This is a genomic window from Ruegeria sp. CK3 (assembly GCF_056536565.1).
The window spans coordinates 74,030-91,270 of the sequence record NZ_JBQFPV010000016.1 but is presented as its reverse complement, the minus strand read 5'-3'; the positions used below and the strand labels follow the sequence as shown (position 1 = coordinate 91,270).

The 17,241-nt window shown below is 50.4% G+C and carries 13 protein-coding genes; 11 read left to right on the top strand and 2 right to left on the bottom strand.

Features of this window, described 5'->3' with window-relative positions:
• The first annotated feature begins 619 nt into the window (after window positions 1–619).
• From ACR0C3_RS21510 to ACR0C3_RS21490, 5 genes are all read left to right on the top strand, one after another.
• Window positions 620–1,747 carry a DegT/DnrJ/EryC1/StrS family aminotransferase gene (locus tag ACR0C3_RS21510; protein WP_480760462.1) on the top strand — a complete coding sequence of 376 codons (1,128 nt, stop codon included), beginning with the start codon at window positions 620–622 and terminating at the stop codon, window positions 1,745–1,747.
• Window positions 1,748–2,096: 349 nt separating this feature from the next.
• Window positions 2,097–3,395, top strand: coding sequence for a glycosyltransferase (locus ACR0C3_RS21505; RefSeq protein ID WP_480760460.1), 1,299 nt, complete (start codon window positions 2,097–2,099; stop codon window positions 3,393–3,395).
• 315 nt (window positions 3,396–3,710) lie between these two features.
• Window positions 3,711–4,748, top strand: coding sequence for a glycosyltransferase family 2 protein (locus ACR0C3_RS21500; protein WP_480760459.1), 1,038 nt, complete (start codon window positions 3,711–3,713; stop codon window positions 4,746–4,748).
• 7 nt (window positions 4,749–4,755) lie between these two features.
• A complete protein-coding gene (locus tag ACR0C3_RS21495) occupies window positions 4,756–5,148 on the top strand; it encodes a GtrA family protein (protein WP_480760457.1) in 393 nt (130 codons plus the stop codon).
• Between the two features lie 9 nt (window positions 5,149–5,157).
• Window positions 5,158–6,552, top strand: a complete 1,395-nt coding sequence (locus tag ACR0C3_RS21490) for a hypothetical protein (protein WP_480760455.1) — start codon at window positions 5,158–5,160, stop codon at window positions 6,550–6,552.
• 242 nt (window positions 6,553–6,794) lie between these two features.
• On the opposite strand, the gene ACR0C3_RS21485 is transcribed toward ACR0C3_RS21490, so the two are convergent.
• A complete protein-coding gene (locus ACR0C3_RS21485) occupies window positions 6,795–7,730 on the bottom strand; it encodes a hypothetical protein (protein ID WP_480760454.1) in 936 nt (311 codons plus the stop codon).
• A gap of 336 nt (window positions 7,731–8,066) precedes the next feature.
• Here ACR0C3_RS21485 and ACR0C3_RS21480 point away from each other — a divergent pair, with 336 nt between their 5' ends.
• The 4 genes from ACR0C3_RS21480 to ACR0C3_RS21465 are packed head-to-tail and all read left to right on the top strand — an operon-like array spanning window position 8,067 to window position 11,978.
• Window positions 8,067–9,497: a UbiA family prenyltransferase gene (locus ACR0C3_RS21480; protein ID WP_480760452.1), complete on the top strand. Its 1,431-nt coding sequence runs from the start codon at window positions 8,067–8,069 to the stop codon at window positions 9,495–9,497.
• The gene (locus ACR0C3_RS21475; RefSeq protein WP_170380976.1) at window positions 9,494–9,922 is read left to right on the top strand and encodes a GtrA family protein; all 429 of its coding nucleotides are present in this window, start codon (window positions 9,494–9,496) and stop codon (window positions 9,920–9,922) included. The genes ACR0C3_RS21480 and ACR0C3_RS21475 overlap by 4 nt, the downstream gene beginning before the upstream one ends.
• Window positions 9,919–11,244 carry an FAD-binding oxidoreductase gene (locus tag ACR0C3_RS21470; protein ID WP_480760450.1) on the top strand — a complete coding sequence of 442 codons (1,326 nt, stop codon included), beginning with the start codon at window positions 9,919–9,921 and terminating at the stop codon, window positions 11,242–11,244. Before ACR0C3_RS21475 ends, ACR0C3_RS21470 begins: the two co-directional genes overlap by 4 nt.
• Window positions 11,241–11,978: an SDR family oxidoreductase gene (locus ACR0C3_RS21465; RefSeq protein ID WP_480760449.1), complete on the top strand. Its 738-nt coding sequence runs from the start codon at window positions 11,241–11,243 to the stop codon at window positions 11,976–11,978. Before ACR0C3_RS21470 ends, ACR0C3_RS21465 begins: the two co-directional genes overlap by 4 nt.
• 21 nt (window positions 11,979–11,999) lie before the next feature.
• Here the strand turns inward: ACR0C3_RS21465 and ACR0C3_RS21460 are convergent, their stop codons facing one another.
• Entirely contained in the window at window positions 12,000–13,634 is a 1,635-nt protein-coding gene (locus tag ACR0C3_RS21460) for a hypothetical protein (protein WP_480760448.1), read from the bottom strand.
• 342 nt (window positions 13,635–13,976) lie between these two features.
• On the opposite strand from ACR0C3_RS21460, the gene ACR0C3_RS21455 reads away from it, so the two are divergent.
• Complete coding sequence (locus ACR0C3_RS21455) at window positions 13,977–15,566, top strand: hypothetical protein (protein WP_480760446.1); 1,590 nt, start codon at window positions 13,977–13,979, stop codon at window positions 15,564–15,566.
• A 168-nt stretch (window positions 15,567–15,734) separates the two neighbouring features.
• On the top strand, window positions 15,735–16,916 hold the full coding sequence (locus ACR0C3_RS21450; protein ID WP_480760445.1) for a hypothetical protein: 1,182 nt from the start codon (window positions 15,735–15,737) through the stop codon (window positions 16,914–16,916).
• Window positions 16,917–17,241 lie beyond the last annotated feature (325 nt).

Below are 17,241 nucleotides of genomic sequence, written 5' to 3'. Positions count from 1 at the left end.
TTCAGCAGCGGCAACGCTCGTCGGAATCGAAGTGTCGCATATGATCGGCAAGGGTCAAATCATGCCCGGACTCTGCCCAATTCAACAGTTCGCTGAGCCCGCCACCTGATTCACAAGCGATTGCTAAAACAACTCAACCCGCTCAAATCTGTGCAACAAGACCAGAATGTCATAACGCAAGACGCATCTTTGGTCGAAATCATCGGACCAATCTGGGTTTCAGAACGGCCGCTCTCAGAATGCTATTGAACCCTACCAGAACATATATCCATCTTGGCCACTCAGCGGAATTACGGTTTACCCAGCATTTTTTTGGGGTTTCCATAAAACGGCGCAGGCGGTTCCTTCAGCTTTGTTCAGCAGAATAGCGTTGTTACCCAAATCATGACGGACTAAGCCGCTTTCATCTCCGAACCCATCGCTTCGGATCGTCAACAAGACCGAAAATGCTTCGCTAAAGCTAGGGGAAAACGTACACTTTCATAATTTACATGCATTTTTCATTTGTGTAGCCGATTGAAGCGCGAGTGGTGAAGTTCTCGACATACTAGTGACTAAATTGCGTATAAACATGACAAGAATCGCCAACCCATAAGTTGTCAATTTTTGTGTTTGAGGAATGCTTGATTTGGAAAATCGTCGTCCGACTTTTGTCACTCGGCCCGGCCTTCCGGAATTAGGTGATGTCCTGCCCTACCTTGAGCGGATATGGTCCTCGCGTGTTCTCACAAACGGCGGCCCATTGGCGCAAGAACTCACAGTGGCGCTACAAGATTATCTGGGTGTCGCGCATCTAAGTCTTGTTTCGAACTGTACCAGCGGTTGTATCGCGGCTTTGCGCAGCCTTAAGGTAAAAGGCCAGGTTATCACGTCTCCTTTTTCTTTTGTCGCAACGGCAAACTCGATTGTATTTGCGGGCGCAGAACCGGTTTTTGCGGACATTGATCCGGTAAGCCTTAACCTTGATCCAGAACAAGTGGAGAGGCATCTAACCCCTGACACCGCAGCAATTATGCCTGTACACAGCTTCGGGAATCCCTGCGACCATACCGCACTTGAAGAGATTGCCAACCGCCGAGGTATTCCGCTGATCTATGACGCTGCGCACGCATTTGGAGTGAAGTCGAATGGTCAGAGTTTAACAAATCTAGGAACTTGCTCGGTTGTTAGCTTTCATGCCACGAAAGTATTCAATACCTTCGAAGGCGGCGCCGTCATCACGCACGACGAACAGTCAAAGGCAGCCGTGGAGCGCTTGATCAATCACGGTATAGAACATGAAACCTCAGTGCCAGAGATTGGTTTAAACGGCAAGATGAGCGAACTCCACGCCGCAGTTGGCTTGGCGCAACTGCCTTATGTGGATGGAATCATCAATCAACGGATGATGATTGCAAATAAATATTCTGCTCGGCTTAGTGGCACACAGGGAGTACATCTGGTTCAGCCGTCGCCGGACGTGCGGTATAACTACTACATGTTTCCTATACTTCTTGATACAACTTACCCGCTGTCCCGCGACGAACTTTGCGCGACAATGGAGGCGGAAGGGATTTTTCCTCGGCGCTACTTTTTTCCTTTGGTTTCCGATTTACCTTCTTTTCAACATCATTCTTCAGCTGAGCCGTCGAATCTTCCGGAAGCCCGGAGAGTTGCGAATAGCATTGTCTGCCTGCCGATTTATCCTGACCTCCCATCGGTTGTTCAGGACAGGATCATAGAGATAGTTTTGGGTCCAACGCGTTGATGTGGAGTATCCTCAGGTCGCATTCTAAAAATTGTGCCTTAAACAGCACCCAAGTTCAGAAGCCGCAGGACCAACTTTGACAGACTGATTTACGCAGTCCTGTGTGTCCTCCTTCAGCAATGTGTCAGTTCGCTATTCAAAAAACTTAGTAACTCTTCGAACGCCCATTTTGGCTGGCAACACAAAGACCTCTGAGTCATTTGGCCGCCCGCGGAAAGTACTGGTTTACAGGGACCCAAACCTGCCACGCTTCGCATGTGTGGCGCTCAGAATGTGGGCTAAGGTTATTCGATCCGTGCTTGGTCAGAGCAATCGAGTTCGCCATACCTGCACAAGAAAACTAGAATAATTGGATAAGCCCACTGAATTTCAGGTTGGCGAACTTCCGGATCAGGGCTACGTTGCACGCCGTCATGACTTCTACAATCCTTTGGAAAATTTTTTGATCGAGCGCGGCCTGTCTAATGAACTTATTCTAATACCGGTGTTGAAGGCTCATAGAGGACCCAACGGCGGATTGGTTCTAACGCAAAAGTATCTGGATGGCGCGGTTGAATATGCCAAACACTGGGATGGCCCCGTAACCACGCTTGCCGAAGTTTCTCAGACTCCCTCAACAGATATGGACCATGTTGAGGTGATGACAAATTGCGATACGCAATACCGGATTGAGGAACGTCCAAAAACACTTGATACCTTGATCCCTCGCCTTCAAAACGCGGGGGCCGTAGTCGGATTTCTTGATCCCAGTCAGGCGGAGATGACGCGGCAGTGTTCTAAACGCGGAATTCCGGTCATTCACGTGTGCGAATACACCCTAAAAACTGAATTTCAGATCATCGATGCGTCGCCGGTCAACCAACTCGTTAAGTTGCGCAGGAAAGTCTGGATTCGGAACGCGGAGCGAACACGCAGAGCCTTGCTTGGCTCGCTGGCCGGACTGCAGTGCAATGGTGTGCCTGTCTTCGAAGCGTACAAACCTGAGCGCCCTGACGCGTTCCTATTTTTTGACAATCGCGTCAGAAAGGCCGATGTGGCGAGCGACCAGGACCTGGAAAGAAGGGCGGCCAGATCGAAAAAAGGCGAACGCCTTCGTCTTTTGTTCGGCGGTCGTTTTGTCCCAATGAAAGGGACGCGCTTTCTTCCCCTCGTTGCACAAGCGCTTACCAAAAAGTGTGTCGACTTTCAATTTGATATCTACGGATCCGGGCAGGAGCGAGGTCAACTGGTTGATGCGATCCGAAAACTTAAACTTGAAGATCGGGTAAAGGTTCACCCACCCGTCAATTTCTTGTCAGAATGGGTTCCACTACTGAAAAATGCGCCGGACTTATTCGTCAGTTGTCACCCACAAGGTGACCCGTCGAGCACCTACTCAGAAGTGATGTCGTGCGGCTTACCAATAGTCGGCTTTGCTAACGAAGCATTTGAGGGAATTGTAGCGCATTCCCGTAGCGGTTTCTTGACACCTTTGGGCGATGCAGAGAAGCTGGCAGACCAAATTGCTAAACTTGATCAGAACCGTGAAGTATTGACCCAAGCTGCTCGCCGAGGTCGAGATTTCATGCGAAGCCACTGTTTCGAAGAGACTTTTGCGCGGCGCACGGCGCACTTTGCCAAAGCTGCAGAAGCTTGGCGGCACAACTAAGTTGTTCATTTTTTGGTCAATAAACCCGTATCTTGAGCATCCAATAATGGCCTAGCTACACAGGTGAAAGAAGGAACGTTTGCTTTTTCCTCTAAAACCCTCGCGTCCTCTTTTTGGGCAAGCAGACCAAAGCAAAGAGTGTTGAACCTGCCACGAACCTAACCCTGCTGCCACAATTGAGCCGGACGTAAGAAAAACTTTCGGTATCTGAAGGCACATATAGGCGAATCTTCTTAGCTGCAATAATTGGCACAGAGCGACATTTTTGTTGCGCACACCTAAAGAGATCCCACTTTTTGGGTTTGTCTTCTTAACTTGGAAGAAATTGCCGACTATTCTGAGCACCGAAATTTAACGCTCGCTAGAGTTGATATTATGGTTCACCTTGATGTCCCAAAGCTGAATGCAACGGAAACTGAACCATCGCTGACCAGCGTTGCCGTCCTTGTACCATGCTACAACGAAGAAGCTTCAATCGGTATCGTCATACGCGATTTCAAAGCCGCTCTCCCGAACGCAACGGTGTATGTTTACGACAACAACTCGAACGATAGCACTGTTGAGGTGGCCACAGAAGCCGGTGCTGTGGTGCGCAGCGAAACCCAACAGGGCAAAGGACATGTCATGAGGCGAATGTTCGCCGATGTTGATGCCGATTGCTATGTGCTGGTAGATGGCGACAACACCTACGAAGCAGCCGCGGCTCCGCGTCTGGTAAACATGCTGCTAACGCAGAACCTCGATATGGTAACTGGATGTCGTGTTACGAATATTGAGGAAGCCTACCGGCCCGGGCATAAGTTTGGCAATTGGGCATTGACCGGTTTGGTGCGATGGATTTTCGGAGACCGCACGCGCGACATGCTTTCCGGGTATCGAGTTTTTTCGCGCCGGTTTGTTAAAAGCTTCCCAGCGTTGTCGCGAGGTTTTGAGATCGAAACCGAACTTACAGTGCACGCCCTAGAGTTGCGCATGCCTATCGCGGATGAGGAAACGGCTTATATCGACCGGTTACCCGGATCCGAAAGCAAACTCAGCACCTTTCGAGACGGCTTCCGCATCTTGCGGCTTATCCTCACTTTAATAAAGGAAGAGCGCCCGATGCCTTTTTTTTCGGCAATCGCCGCCTCCCTGCTGGTACTGTCCTTGGCGCTTGGATACCCGATTATCGCCGAGTTTATCGACACCGGGCTTGTGCCACGTTTTCCCACGGCAATTCTGGCCGCAACCATCGCCATTATTTCCGTCCTGTCGTTCTTTGCTGGCTTGATCCTAGACACCGTTACGCTTGGGCGGCGTGAAATGAAGCGGCTACACTACCTTTCGGTACCGATCAGAAATCGCTGCGAGTGACTGGTGGATGCCGCGTTATACTAGTTTCTTGCGGTTCTGTGTCGTCGGCACAATCGGGTTCATTACTGATGCCACTGTGCTTGCTTTGTTGCTGGAAAACGGTGTTTCTCACTATGTCGCCCGGATACTCTCTTTCCCGGTCGCTGTCTTCGTCACGTGGTGGCTAAACCGCATTTGGACCTTTAGAACGGCGAACCGTACCAGAACCGGTCGGCAAATCATGCGCTACTTTACGATTCAAATCCTAGGAGCGATTGTAAACTTAATGACTTACCTGTTGGTTTTGCTGTTTATCGAAAAAACAGTCGTCAACGCGATTTTTGCGCTTTCCGTCGGCTCGGCAGCCGGGCTTGTGGTCAACTATCTTGGCGCTCGGCGCATTGTTTTCCTGACCAGCTGAGGCCGCGTTATGTCACGTTCGGCATTTGCATTCCCTGTAGCCTTGTTTGTGTTCGGTTGGGCTCTTTACTTGGGCATCTTATTTCCTGGTTTTATGAGTGTGGACTCAGTTGTCCAGTTGCTTGAGGCCCGCAGTGGGGAAATCGGAGATTGGCACTCGCCTTTCATGACTTTGCTTTTCGGAGTAATGGGTCAGTTTTTTTCTGGATCTGTCGGCATGCTCGTCCTGCAAACCACTTTGCTGTGGGGCGGGTTGATACTGTTTTGGTACGCAGCTTTGGTTCCATTTGCCCCAAGGCTTGGGGCAGTCTTACTTTTTTTGCTAATGTTTTACCCGCCAATATTGGGTATCAATGGAGCAATCTGGAAAGACATTCTAATGGCAGGCATGCTCACTTTGCTGAGCGGTGCCCTAGCGGGTGTTTATTCGAGCCGTTTACCTCAAGGACCAATGGTGGCACTTATTTTGGTGACCGCTTTGGTGGCCCTTCTAGCCCGTGTGAATGCAGTCTTCTGCTTGACACCTCTGTTGTCGCTTCTAGCGATCTGCATTATCCGTCCGCGCCGTGTCGTGGGGTTTACAGGCTCTATATGCCTAGGTGCCGGGCTGGCCCTGGGCATTGCGCTTGGGTCGATGATTATTAATGGCCAAATTGCCGATCGCTCGGAAAACCCAATGTTGTCAGTTGCCCTTTTTGATGTAAGCGGCACAATCGCCTTTCTGCCAGAAGGAGAAAGGCGAGCCCGTTTGCACTCTAAATTACCAACTCCGCTCACCGAAGGTCTTACGCCTCAGGACCTGAGTGAAAGTTATTCCCCGCGTGATTGGCAAGATGTTTTTTACGGGGATCAACCCGGACTAAACGCATTGAATCAATCTCAAGACACTCATGTCCCGACTGATACTTTTGGTGCTTTGGACCAGGAACAACAATCCGAGATACTTGCCTCTTGGCGCCATGCCATCACTACCGAACCGAAGGCCTATCTAAGCCATCGCCTCGCTGCATTTGATTGGGTGTTGGCGTTCCGAAAAACACTTTGGCAACCGGTCTTGTTTGATCCCGCAAATTATTCCGAAGAAATGCAGCAGATTGTACCACCTTTTTCGGAACAGACATTGCTGCAAAAAGAGCTGTCTATGCTCTTTAACAAGCTGGCCTACTACCCTCCGTACAAACCTTGGCTATGTCTGGCAGCAGCGATGACCTTGCTCGTCATTTTGTTGTTCAAACCAGCTGGCCATGGGGTGGAGATAGCCCTTTTACTTGCCGTTCCTGCACATTTGTTCGGTTTGTTTTTGTTGGCGCCGACACCGGACTTTCGCTATTCGCACGTTATCTTTTTGTTCACCGGGTTAGCCTTCAGCAGGGCAATATGTATCCATTTTAAACCCCGTAACTGAAATAACCTTTTGAAGGGAACGGTCGAATAGGCCGTTCGCAGACAGGAAGGTTTTTTGGCAACCATCCTATCGTTTCTAAAACTGGCGCCAGACAGCATTCAGCCCTAGTGATCTGGTACGTGAACCAGTACACGCTGCAAATTCACTAGGCTGCGTTTTACTACGATCAGAGAACCCAGCCCACAGTAAAGCAACCCACAAACTGGGGTTGGGAATGTGGTCAGATTCGTTCGATATCGTCCTCAGGATCCTATGTAGGGAGTGACAACTTCAAAAACATGAGATGCGATTTCGTCATAGTTGTCCATGAATACCCCGTTGACGTCCAAGCCGGAAACATCAGGCCTAGGGGCCGTTTCTTCAAAGATAGTCGAATACACGATCATCGCTGCCAGCAGATGCAAAGTGTCATGCCCATGAGGGGCATCGTCTGCGAACCAGTCATCGGCTGAAAGCGCTGACGCAGGCGTGTTTTCCATCACGGATACCATTGTACGCGCGACAGGAATGAGTTTGATACGTGATGCCGCATCAGGAACGTTTTCCCTCACCCGCTTAACCAAGTTGTCGAACCACCCCGTATAGTTGAATTGGGTCGTAGTTCTTTCACGCCAAGCGGCAAAATCGCGCGAAGATCCTGCACCTGTTGCCTCATCAAACAGTTTGCCCCCATCCGACCAACCCTCGTAGATCCAGTAATTCGGCTGACCAGACGTGTTTTCTTCGTGAGAGGATACGACAACAGTAAACATCCCTGCCCAAACGGTAGACTGCCCTTCCGCAACTCCCCAGGGAATAGGGCCACCAACACTCGGATCGGGGTCAGGACCTTGTGACGTGTAAGCAGGTGGCCCGGAAAAGTTATCTGTCACCATAAAGATATCCGTGACATTTGCCCGATCTACGGCAGGCCACGAATTTCCAGCCCCGGTGGATGGAACACCAAACCGTATCCAGTTTTGATCCCAGTTTGGCGCTGCAGGGGGCTGAACGCCATAACTGCCCTGTGCCGCAAAAAACTGCTCGCCGTTTGCCTCGGTCAGCAGTTTCATCATGGGAGGGATACGATCATACAGGCTGTTCATGTATGCACCCGTGGCGCGCCTTTGCTGTACTTCGCCGTTTGCATCAGTGGGTAAAGAAGAAAAGGCCATCAAAGAAACAAGGGCTGCACTCAAAAATCGCACTGCTTAAACTCCATGTCGGTTGGTTGTCTGTCAGAGAGAATATAGCGCTCTTTTTCAAAGTACATCCTGGATCAAGCGTTTACTGAATGCTCGCCTCTAAATTCACCATCAATGCGGTCACTATCGCCAAAATCGAAACAATCAGAACCGATGTTTGCCTTAAAATTAGGTGATGAAATGACCTTTTGCGGCCATAGAGCCATACCTTTGACCTGTCTGTGAAATAGCTCCTCGCCAGACATACATCCGCCGTATTATATGCATATCGGAGTCAATTAGACTCTAGTTATCTAAAAAACATTTGAGGGGCCTTGGCCGTTAGTTCGCATGACGAGTGAAGCACGTAAACCAGTTCTGGTGGTTGACCTAGACGGAACGCTTTTGCGATCCGACATACTCTTCGAAACTTTTTGGAGCGCGTTGGGAAAAAACTGGCAAACACTCTTTAAGTCGGCTAGCGCATTGTCGCACAGCAAGGCCAGACTGAAGCACGAGCTCGCCGAAGCGGGTCCTGTAGACGTCGAAACGCTCCCCTATGATCCGGAGGTTATCGCCTATGTCGAAGACTGGCGGCGAAAAGGCGGCCAGACGGCTCTGGTAACAGCCAGCGACGAGACAATAGCCAAGGACATTTTCGACCATCTTGGTATTTTTGACGAGGTCTATGGGTCAGACGGTGTGAGAAACCTCAAAGGCCCGGCGAAGGCCACCTTTCTGAAAAACCACTATGAAGACGGCTTCGCATATATGGGGGACGCCCAGGCTGACATTCCGGTTTGGTCGCAAGCTAACCGTGCAATCACCGTCAACGCACCTTCAAAGTTGCGCAGTACGGTGGACGATCTTAGCCCAGAGGTTGACCATTTGAGCACTCAGGTCACTTCCTTAAAGCCTTATATAAAAGCTATTCGGCCCCATCAGTGGTTAAAGAACATTCTTGTTTTCCTTCCGATGCTAGCCGCTCACCAGTATGATTGGGGGACATTTTGGGCGTCGTTGCTGGCGTTCATCTCATTTTCCATGGTCGCGTCCAGTGCGTATGTCATGAACGATCTTCTGGACTTAGCAGCTGATCGCGCACATCCGCGCAAGTGCAAGCGCCCATTTGCATCAGGCGCGATCCCAATCGCGCATGGGACTTGGATGGCCTTCGGAATGCTTGCCACAGGCGCTATTATCGCGGCCAGCGTCAATTGGGCTTTTCTGGGCGCCATGACCTTCTATTACGTCGCAACCACTGCCTATTCGCTAAACATAAAGCGCCGCATTGTAATCGATATCATTACGTTGGCTGGTCTCTACACTACCAGAATCGTTGCCGGGGGGTATGCTACCCAGATTCCTCTATCTGTGTGGCTTTTGGCATTCTCGGTGTTTTTCTTTCTTTCACTTGCATCAGTAAAACGCCAAGCCGAACTGATCGATACCGCCAAGCGTGGCGCAATGGAGGCCACAGGACGGGGTTATCAAGTCGACGACCTGCCGCTAATCAGCCAGGTGGCTATCTCTTCCGGATATGTTTCAGTTCTGGTTATGGCACTTTACATCAACTCTCCCAACGTGATGGAATTGTATCGCTCTCCTACTGCGCTTTGGGTGGTGTGTTTGATTCTTCTGTATTGGTTGACTCGTGTCACCATGATCACCCACCGCGGGCATATGCATGATGACCCCGTCGTCTTTGCCGCTAAAGACAGAACCAGCCAGTTGTGTTTTCTCGCCATACTGTTTTGTGCTGTTTGGGGTGCCTTGTTATGACCTTGGGGAGTTTGATACTTCGGTATGGAACATTCGCGATCATCGCGACCGCCGGGAACCTTGCTACGCAACGGGTTTTCTTGATGTGGGGTGAAAGCCTAACCCATTTTGTTGTCGCACTATGCGCTGGAACCCTCGTGGGTTTGGTCATCAAATACCTATTGGACAAACGTTGGATTTTTTACGACTTGTCCTCCGGAGTGGTTGAGCACAGGAAAAAGTTCACGCTCTATACGATTATGGGGTTGGCTACGACTGCAATCTTCTGGGGTACTGAAACCGCTTGCTGGCTAATATGGGGGACCGATTTGGCTCGCGAGATTGGGGCTATTGTTGGTCTAACCATAGGCTATGTGGTCAAGTACAATCTGGATCGGCGGTTCGTGTTCACCGATTCAACCCTTTCGCTGGGACGTGCGACATGATGCTAAGTGGGTGGGGTCGATTTCCAGTCGTTTATGCACCGATAGTCAAGGCCCCGCGGTCCGATGTCGAGCTAGCTTCTGCGTTGCGTTACGGGGGTGTCATCGCACGGGGCAACGGACGTTCCTATGGCGACAGTGCGATCAGCCGGCGCGGTACAGTTGACATGCGGCACTTCAACCGCATGATTTCGTTTGACAATGAAACTGGAACCCTTGTGGCAGAAGCTGGCGTTCTGCTGGCCGACGTAATCTCGTCCTTCCTGCCGCGTGGATGGTTTCCTCTTGTGACGCCCGGGACAAAATACGTGACACTTGGCGGAATGATCGCCGCCGACGTGCACGGGAAGAACCACCACCGTGACGGTTCAATGGCCAAGTCACTGGAATGGGTCGATGTGATGGACGCTTCGGGCCAAGTGCACCGTGCCTCGCGCGACGAAAATCAGGAGCTTTTCAACAGTATACCAGGGGCCATGGGGCTGACTGGGATAATACTTCGGGCCGCGATCCGGTTACAGCGGGTCGAGACAGGCTGGATCCAGCAGAAAATGATCCCCGCGAGCAATCTTGCTGAGGCGATGGAAGTATTTGAGGCCAATGACCAAAGTCTTTACTCGGTTGCCTGGATTGACTGCCTGAAGCGCGGCGCGAACCGCGGTCGATCATTGGTGATGCTCGGAGAGCACGCTTCGCTCGATATGTTAAGCGCTAGGCAAAAACTAGACCGCTACGCTATGAGCCCTCGGCGAATGAAACGAGTGCCGTTTGACTTTCCAAGCTTTGCAATGTCGGGCCCTGCAGTGAAGGCTTTTAACGCGCTGTACTACCGTTCTGGGTTACGTAAAGCCGGCGACAGCATGGTGGACTGGGATAGTTATTTTTATCCGTTAGATGCGATATTGAATTGGAACCGGGTCTATGGCCGCAAGGGTTTGCTGCAATTCCAATGCGTTTTGCCTTTGGAGACATCCCGAGAGGGTTTAAACGCCTTACTGGACGCGATCTCTGAGGCCGGCTCTGGCTCTTTTCTGGCGGTTCTTAAGCGTTTCGGAGAACAAATCAGCGCGTTTTCTTTTCCAATGCTAGGCTATACTCTAGCGCTAGATTTTCCCGCCACCGACAAGAACCTCAGTCTGCTGGAACGCCTTGATCAAATCACGATAGCGCACGGTGGAAGATTCTATCTTGCCAAGGACGCCCGTATGTCAGCCCAAACATTGATGGAAAGCGACGCGCGCACGGCCGCTTTCATCGCACAGCGACAGAACAGCAATGCATCGGTGGCTTTTCAATCCTCACAATCCGAAAGGCTCGCACTATGAGCAAAGGCCCCGTACTCATCCTTGGCGCGCGTTCCGACATTGGTCTCGCCGTAGCAAAAAAATTCGCCAACCTTGGACACCCCATCCAACTTGCCGCGCGCGAAGCTCAGAAAATGGCTCCGGATCGCGACGATATCTCCACACGGTATAATGTAGAAGTCACGCTGCATGAATTCGACGCGCTGCACCCCGACAGATTTGCTGGTTTCCTCGACAGTTTGCCAGAACTTCCAGAGGTCGCTGCTTGCGCAATCGGCTATATGGGCGAGCAAGAGGATAGCGAAAGTAACCTGACAGCCGCCAGCCTTGTGATGCGTTCAAACTATGAAGGCCCTGTCGGCATTCTGTCCGAGCTAGCCAATCGGTTCGAAGATCGTGGGTCAGGTGTAATTATCGGGATCAGTTCGGTGGCCGGTCAACGTGGCCGCGCCACAAATTATTTCTATGGCTCGGCCAAAGCCGGCTTCACTGCCTTCCTTTCAGGACTGCGCAATCGACTGGCCAAGAAAGGTGTGCATGTAATCACCGTTTTGCCCGGGTTCGTTGCGACACGTATGACTGAAAATCTCGATCTGCCAAAAAAACTGACGGCTCAACCTGCAGAAGTGGCCGAAAAGATAGCGTTGGCAGTCAAAAAAAGCAGAAATGTAATCTACGTCCGCTCAATTTGGTTTTTGATCATGACAATCATCTGCAACATCCCTGAAAGCATTTTCAAGAAGATGAAGCTGTAATGATCAAGGCATTTCCGTCTTTCAGTCGGACGGTGGGCAATTGACTTCGAGCACATAACCCGGGCTTAGCAGAGTGTCAAAAACCGCAACTGGTTTATAAGAACATGATCTTTCGTCCAATACCTGCCTCAGTCCTGCGGTAGCCCGTCCCGGTAACCCAGGCCAGCTTGCATGTATCGACGCTATGTAAAAAGTCCTGCCATCCGACGGTCCGGAATCCAGAACGAACCGTGCCAACGGCCTGAAATCACTTCTTTGGCGCAACAAAATGTACATCTTTGCCCAGCCGATTGGATCGTTTTGCAAGATGTTCTCCACCTTTTCTGAGAACAGATCGCCATCGATTTCGTTCCATTCTGAATCGAAGTAAGATGGGTCGATTGCACCACTTTGTGTCGAAAGACTAGGTGCGTACCGGTGCTGAGCAATTGGCGCGCCCCTTTCGATCATTAGCGGAATCAGACGGAAGGTTCCAAAATAATACAGCACGTCCGAGGGCGGCAAATTGGCAAGCGTCTCCACCACCTGGTCGCTTGAACCTTCGACCAATTGCGGCGGCCACTTCATCGCCACTCTTAACCCAGAAGCTGCAAAAGCAATTCCCAGAACTATCAAGCAGCCCAGCGCTAATCGGCGGTGTCGGTCATCGCGTGGCACGAGCAACGTATCGACCACCGCTCCAGCTAGAACCCCTACGACCCCCAAAATCCAAAAAAGATGACGTGAGCTAACCGCAGGATATTTGCCAATTGCGGCCAACACTAAAAAGGCCAAAACGATAGTTGCGATGAACAGCAACAAACTGACAAGTTTTGAACGTCGAGTGTCACCACAAATAATAAGTGCGGCACCAGAACTTCCCAAAAGTACCAACACAATCAATACCCCTCGTGTTTGCAACAAGAGCATGGTGGCTTCACCGAACCGCTTCAGGGCATCAAAACCCAGAGCCCCATATGCGTCGGGAAATCCGGTTAATTGAATTTTTGTCGCGTAACCGATTTGCAAGTAATACGCGATGGCAACACCGCAGAAGAGCGCGGCCAAAGCGACCTCCTTCCACTCTAGCTGTCCCCGTTTCAGACGTGAGAGCAGAAAAAAAGCTACCACCAGACACCCTGCGACAATTGTAGATAGACCCAAAAACAACCCAACGAACAAAACCGCCATGTCCCGTAAACCAAAGGGTGCGTCACGATTTTTGCAGTAGATCCAGGCAGCAAATATGGCGAAACCAGCCGCATCGAATGCGTAGAACTTCAACATCGAGCCATTGATCAGGAAAGATGGCTGCGACAATAGCACAAATAGACCTGCAGCAATTGGAATAGGGCGCCTGTCGAAAGCGAAGGCCATAGCAATAGTGATGATGCCAAGCGTCGAAAGGATCACGATCCATCGAGCCGTTTGAATTGTTAGGTGTGAAATCGAGTGCAAAAACAGATTGAAAACGGGCGGGCCGGCTTGTTGGGCCTGCGGCAATGGGCCAAAGGCTTGCGCCAGGTTGTCCAAAGGAAAGTTTAGAAGTTGAGAAACTTCATCAATCCAAATACTGCGATCTGTCCAAAAAAAAAGCTGCACGCCCCCGAAAGCTATAACTAGGACTAATATCGCAATGCCAAACGGGCTGTCCGAGCGGGCAATATCCTTTGGCATCGAATTCTCTCTGAAATCGTTTGATTATCTTTGATTTAATCGGAAAAGCGTTGTGGACTCAAGTTGGGCTTTCTGTTCAATCTCGACAGAGTGAACACGCTGAAATCCCCACAGTTTAAGGCGATGCTCTCTGCGCTCTACCCAAGGTTGCCGACAAATAGCTCTGTTGGCCCTTTCGAGTTGTTTCGCCTACCAAATCACTGCTGTCAGCCAATCAGAAATGAGGTCTCGCCTGAAGGTCTGACCTTGATGGGAAATTGCCACGAGTCCGTAATTTTGCGCATGTCCACTAGCTTTTTTTTTCGTTTTAGCTAGCGATAGTATCGGTCATTGGAGAACGCCATGCTGCTTTTCAGGCTTTGCCTTGTCGTCGTTATTTTATCAGTGCTCCTGGATTACGCAGTTAACCTGTCCGACACACGCTGGAGCTGGGACATCAACCATATGATGTATTTCGGCCAACGGCTTCTTGAAAATGACCTTCATTGGACGGTTGAATTTGATGACAAGCTGCCAGTTAACCAATTCCTCTTCGTAATCCCAGCCGCATTCGACAGCGTTCTGGCGTGGCAAATCCTTTCCATCTTTGCAATGCTGGGTGGCGCGATTGCGACAGCGTTTGTCACTCGGCAGGTTCTTGTCTCCGGACTGGATCTGCCGGATCGGGTTACAACGATGTGTGCGCAAACGTCAGCAGTCGCAAGCTTAGCGGGTTTTGCGTTCCTTCCCGGCGGGATTTACCACATCAATCCCTTGGCAAGCGCCTCGGCAATTGGTGCAATAGCCTTGCTTTTGGCTGCGGTTGCGCCCATCCGATTTGGAAAAAACCCGTCTATTTGGCTTTTCGCTTTTTCAGCTCTGCTTGCAAGCCTTGCCATCGGGATACGCCCCTATTTTTTGCTGTGTCTCTGTTGTGCAGCATTCTGGTTGACTTTGCGCCTCGTACCAACAGGGCTTAGTCTGCTAAAGGCCGTTTATGTCGCTACAATCTGGATTGCTGCCGTCGGTTTGGCCGGAGCGCTGACGAACGTCATGCCCTACGTTCTCACCGGCAACTTACAGGCCTTTCTGGATGGATTGCAGTTGCTACGACAAGACCTGATCCTCCAACCATTGACGAGCAATTTGAAAGAGCAACACAGCTGGTTCACCGATCGCATTCTTCCTGTTTTTCCCTTCCTCGCACTGGCTTCGGTCTCCACTGCGATCGCAGCTGTTATACATTTGGTCCAAGGTCGAAAGGCGCGACTATCAGACCAAACAAGGGGTCTTTGGACAGATATTTTAGTGATAACCTTAATATTGCCCGGCCTGATCGAGGTAACGATACTCTACAAGCATTTTTGGTCACACTACCTGCAACTGTTTGTACCATTTTTTGCTATCGGAACAGGGTTCTTCGCCGCACTCTTGTGGCGTGGGCCGTTGCAAGCCAGAACGGGAAGCGAAGTGTTAAAGTTGGCACTGGTCTTTTTGATAGTGCTGCCACTATGGCGGATTTCGCTGGAGCATGTCCGTTGGTTTTCATCCCGGGACGATACAACTGAGGAGATCGATCTGCTGTCCAACCAGATCGCGCAGGTTCAAGAGACACTGCCCAGTGGGTCACGCGATTTTCTGGCGCCGAATCTGATGTATGAACATTGGCGGTTGCGCGAACCACGCCATGGTTTTCCACATGCCGCCAATACCGATTTTATCGTTGGTAAGAACTGGTGGGTCGATCTAGAGATTCCAGCAGGATACGACCTGCCAAAAAACTACAATGAGTACTGCAACCAAATCGACCGCCAAGGTCCCAGCATCATCGTACTTAAAATCCAAGACCAGCTTGCAGACTGTCTCAGACAAAGCGCAGTGTATTCGGCCTTAGAACCGGCGAACGTGACTTCGGATGACGTCTTGTTTTTTTTACGCAGAAACGGAAGTTGAACCTTTGAAGCGTGTAAATGCAGACGGATTAAAGAAGGGTTTCATACGCGCAACGATCCCAATGCCCAAGGTGAGTTGGATTCCTAGTCCTCTTTTTCACACACTGGGCTTGGCTTATGATGTTTACCCTTACTCAGGCGTAGTTAACTTTTGATACAGGCCATTACTTTGCAGAGATATATTTACTCCATTCCGATGCTTTTGATTTGGGGATTCACACTCTTCATCGCCTGGACTGCCTATCAGGACTTTCTGCTTGGCGGCAATTCCTGGAAACAGGGTGATTGGCTTATCAACAGTACAGAAATCACTATCCGCCGGGGGATGATGGGCTCGATGCTGCTTAAGGTAGCACAGGGTTTGTCGATTGATGTCCTGCTATTGGTTGTCGTAGTGCAGATCGGCTTGCTGCTTGCAAACGTGGGACTAATTACTGTTGCGCTTAAGCGAAAATGCAGTCCTTCAACCCTTTGGCTTTTGATCCTGTCCCCGGGCTTTTTTATCGGTTTTTGGGCACTGGACAGTCAAGGTGGTTTGCGGAAGGAATTGATTTCCTTTTTTGCCTTTGCATTGATGCTGTTTGCCGCCAGTCAACATACTCCGAACAAGTTGTTGATCTATTTTTCGGCTGTCGTCTTCGGGTTCGCAACTATTAGCCACGAGGGAAACCTTTTCTTTGCGCCCTTCTTTGCGTTCTGCTTTTGGCTGGCTCGATCTAAACTGGTGATCTCGCGGTTGGACTTCGTCGCCTTGTTGGGAATTATCGGCAGTGCTTGCCTGATCGCCGTGCTAATTGCGTTCGCATTTGGAGAGTTGACTGACTATATGGCCGTATGTCAGCCCATACTGAACGCGGGTGTTTCGGCGGAAATGTGTGAAGGCGCAATCAAGGCGCTTGAGATTCCCCTGAGCGAATACATGACGGCAACCTTTTGGGTTTTGTTTTCATCGAATGTCTTTTCCTTTGCGCTTTTGTATGCGTTGACTGCAGTCTCGATTTTGGTCACCGGATCCTACCTAATAGGCGGGCGCATTTTTGTGCGTGCCTACATTGCGTCGGCATTCCTTTTTCTGCCGCTTTACGTTGTTGCCCTAGATTGGGGCCGATGGGTCAGTTGGCATACAACCGCTGTTGTTTTCACTTTGCTAATTGCGATCAGCTTTGGTGTACAAAAACGAGCAAATACTCAAGAAATGCCAATACGGATGTTCTCGGTTCTTTTGGTTTTCAATGTAGTTTGGGGATTTTCGCACTTCGTGGACGTTATTTGGGGCGGTATTGCCTGGAAAACACTCAAAAGCACATTCATTCTACTGGGTCTTGACCATATTGCACTACCGGCCACTTAACCCGCGAGCGAAGGACCGAAGCGACTTCCAATCAGGGTGAAGCCCACACCTCCTTCGTTTCGGTGCGAATAGGCCTTAGTACGACCCTGGCTGCCTTAGTCGCGACAATGAAACGATGTACTGAACCAAGACCCACCAGCAACTAAGCAATCCAGCCAGATACGCCTCCGTTGCGCTTAAACTTGAGATTTCAAACGACGGAGCGGGGAACTTTCTGCGAATGGATCATCGGCAGACAACGAAGCAACGACCAAACAAATGGTAGATCGCGCCAGGTCGACGGCCCATTGATCACGTGGGTAGCACTAAAGTTTTCGACGCTACC

Excerpts from the sequence above, each read along its gene's own strand:
- ACR0C3_RS21480 (WP_480760452.1), top strand. The coding sequence starts at position 8,067 with ATGACGAGTGAAGCACGTAAACCAGTTCTGGTGGTTGACCTAGACGGA.
- ACR0C3_RS21495 (WP_480760457.1), top strand. The coding sequence starts at position 4,756 with ATGCCGCGTTATACTAGTTTCTTGCGGTTCTGTGTCGTCGGCACAATC.
- ACR0C3_RS21460 (WP_480760448.1), bottom strand. The coding sequence starts at position 13,634 with ATGCCAAAGGATATTGCCCGCTCGGACAGCCCGTTTGGCATTGCGATA.
- ACR0C3_RS21475 (WP_170380976.1), top strand. The coding sequence starts at position 9,494 with ATGACCTTGGGGAGTTTGATACTTCGGTATGGAACATTCGCGATCATC.
- ACR0C3_RS21465 (WP_480760449.1), top strand. The coding sequence starts at position 11,241 with ATGAGCAAAGGCCCCGTACTCATCCTTGGCGCGCGTTCCGACATTGGT.
- ACR0C3_RS21490 (WP_480760455.1), top strand. The coding sequence starts at position 5,158 with ATGTCACGTTCGGCATTTGCATTCCCTGTAGCCTTGTTTGTGTTCGGT.
- ACR0C3_RS21470 (WP_480760450.1), top strand. The coding sequence starts at position 9,919 with ATGATGCTAAGTGGGTGGGGTCGATTTCCAGTCGTTTATGCACCGATA.
- ACR0C3_RS21455 (WP_480760446.1), top strand. The coding sequence starts at position 13,977 with ATGCTGCTTTTCAGGCTTTGCCTTGTCGTCGTTATTTTATCAGTGCTC.
- ACR0C3_RS21510 (WP_480760462.1), top strand. The coding sequence starts at position 620 with ATGCTTGATTTGGAAAATCGTCGTCCGACTTTTGTCACTCGGCCCGGC.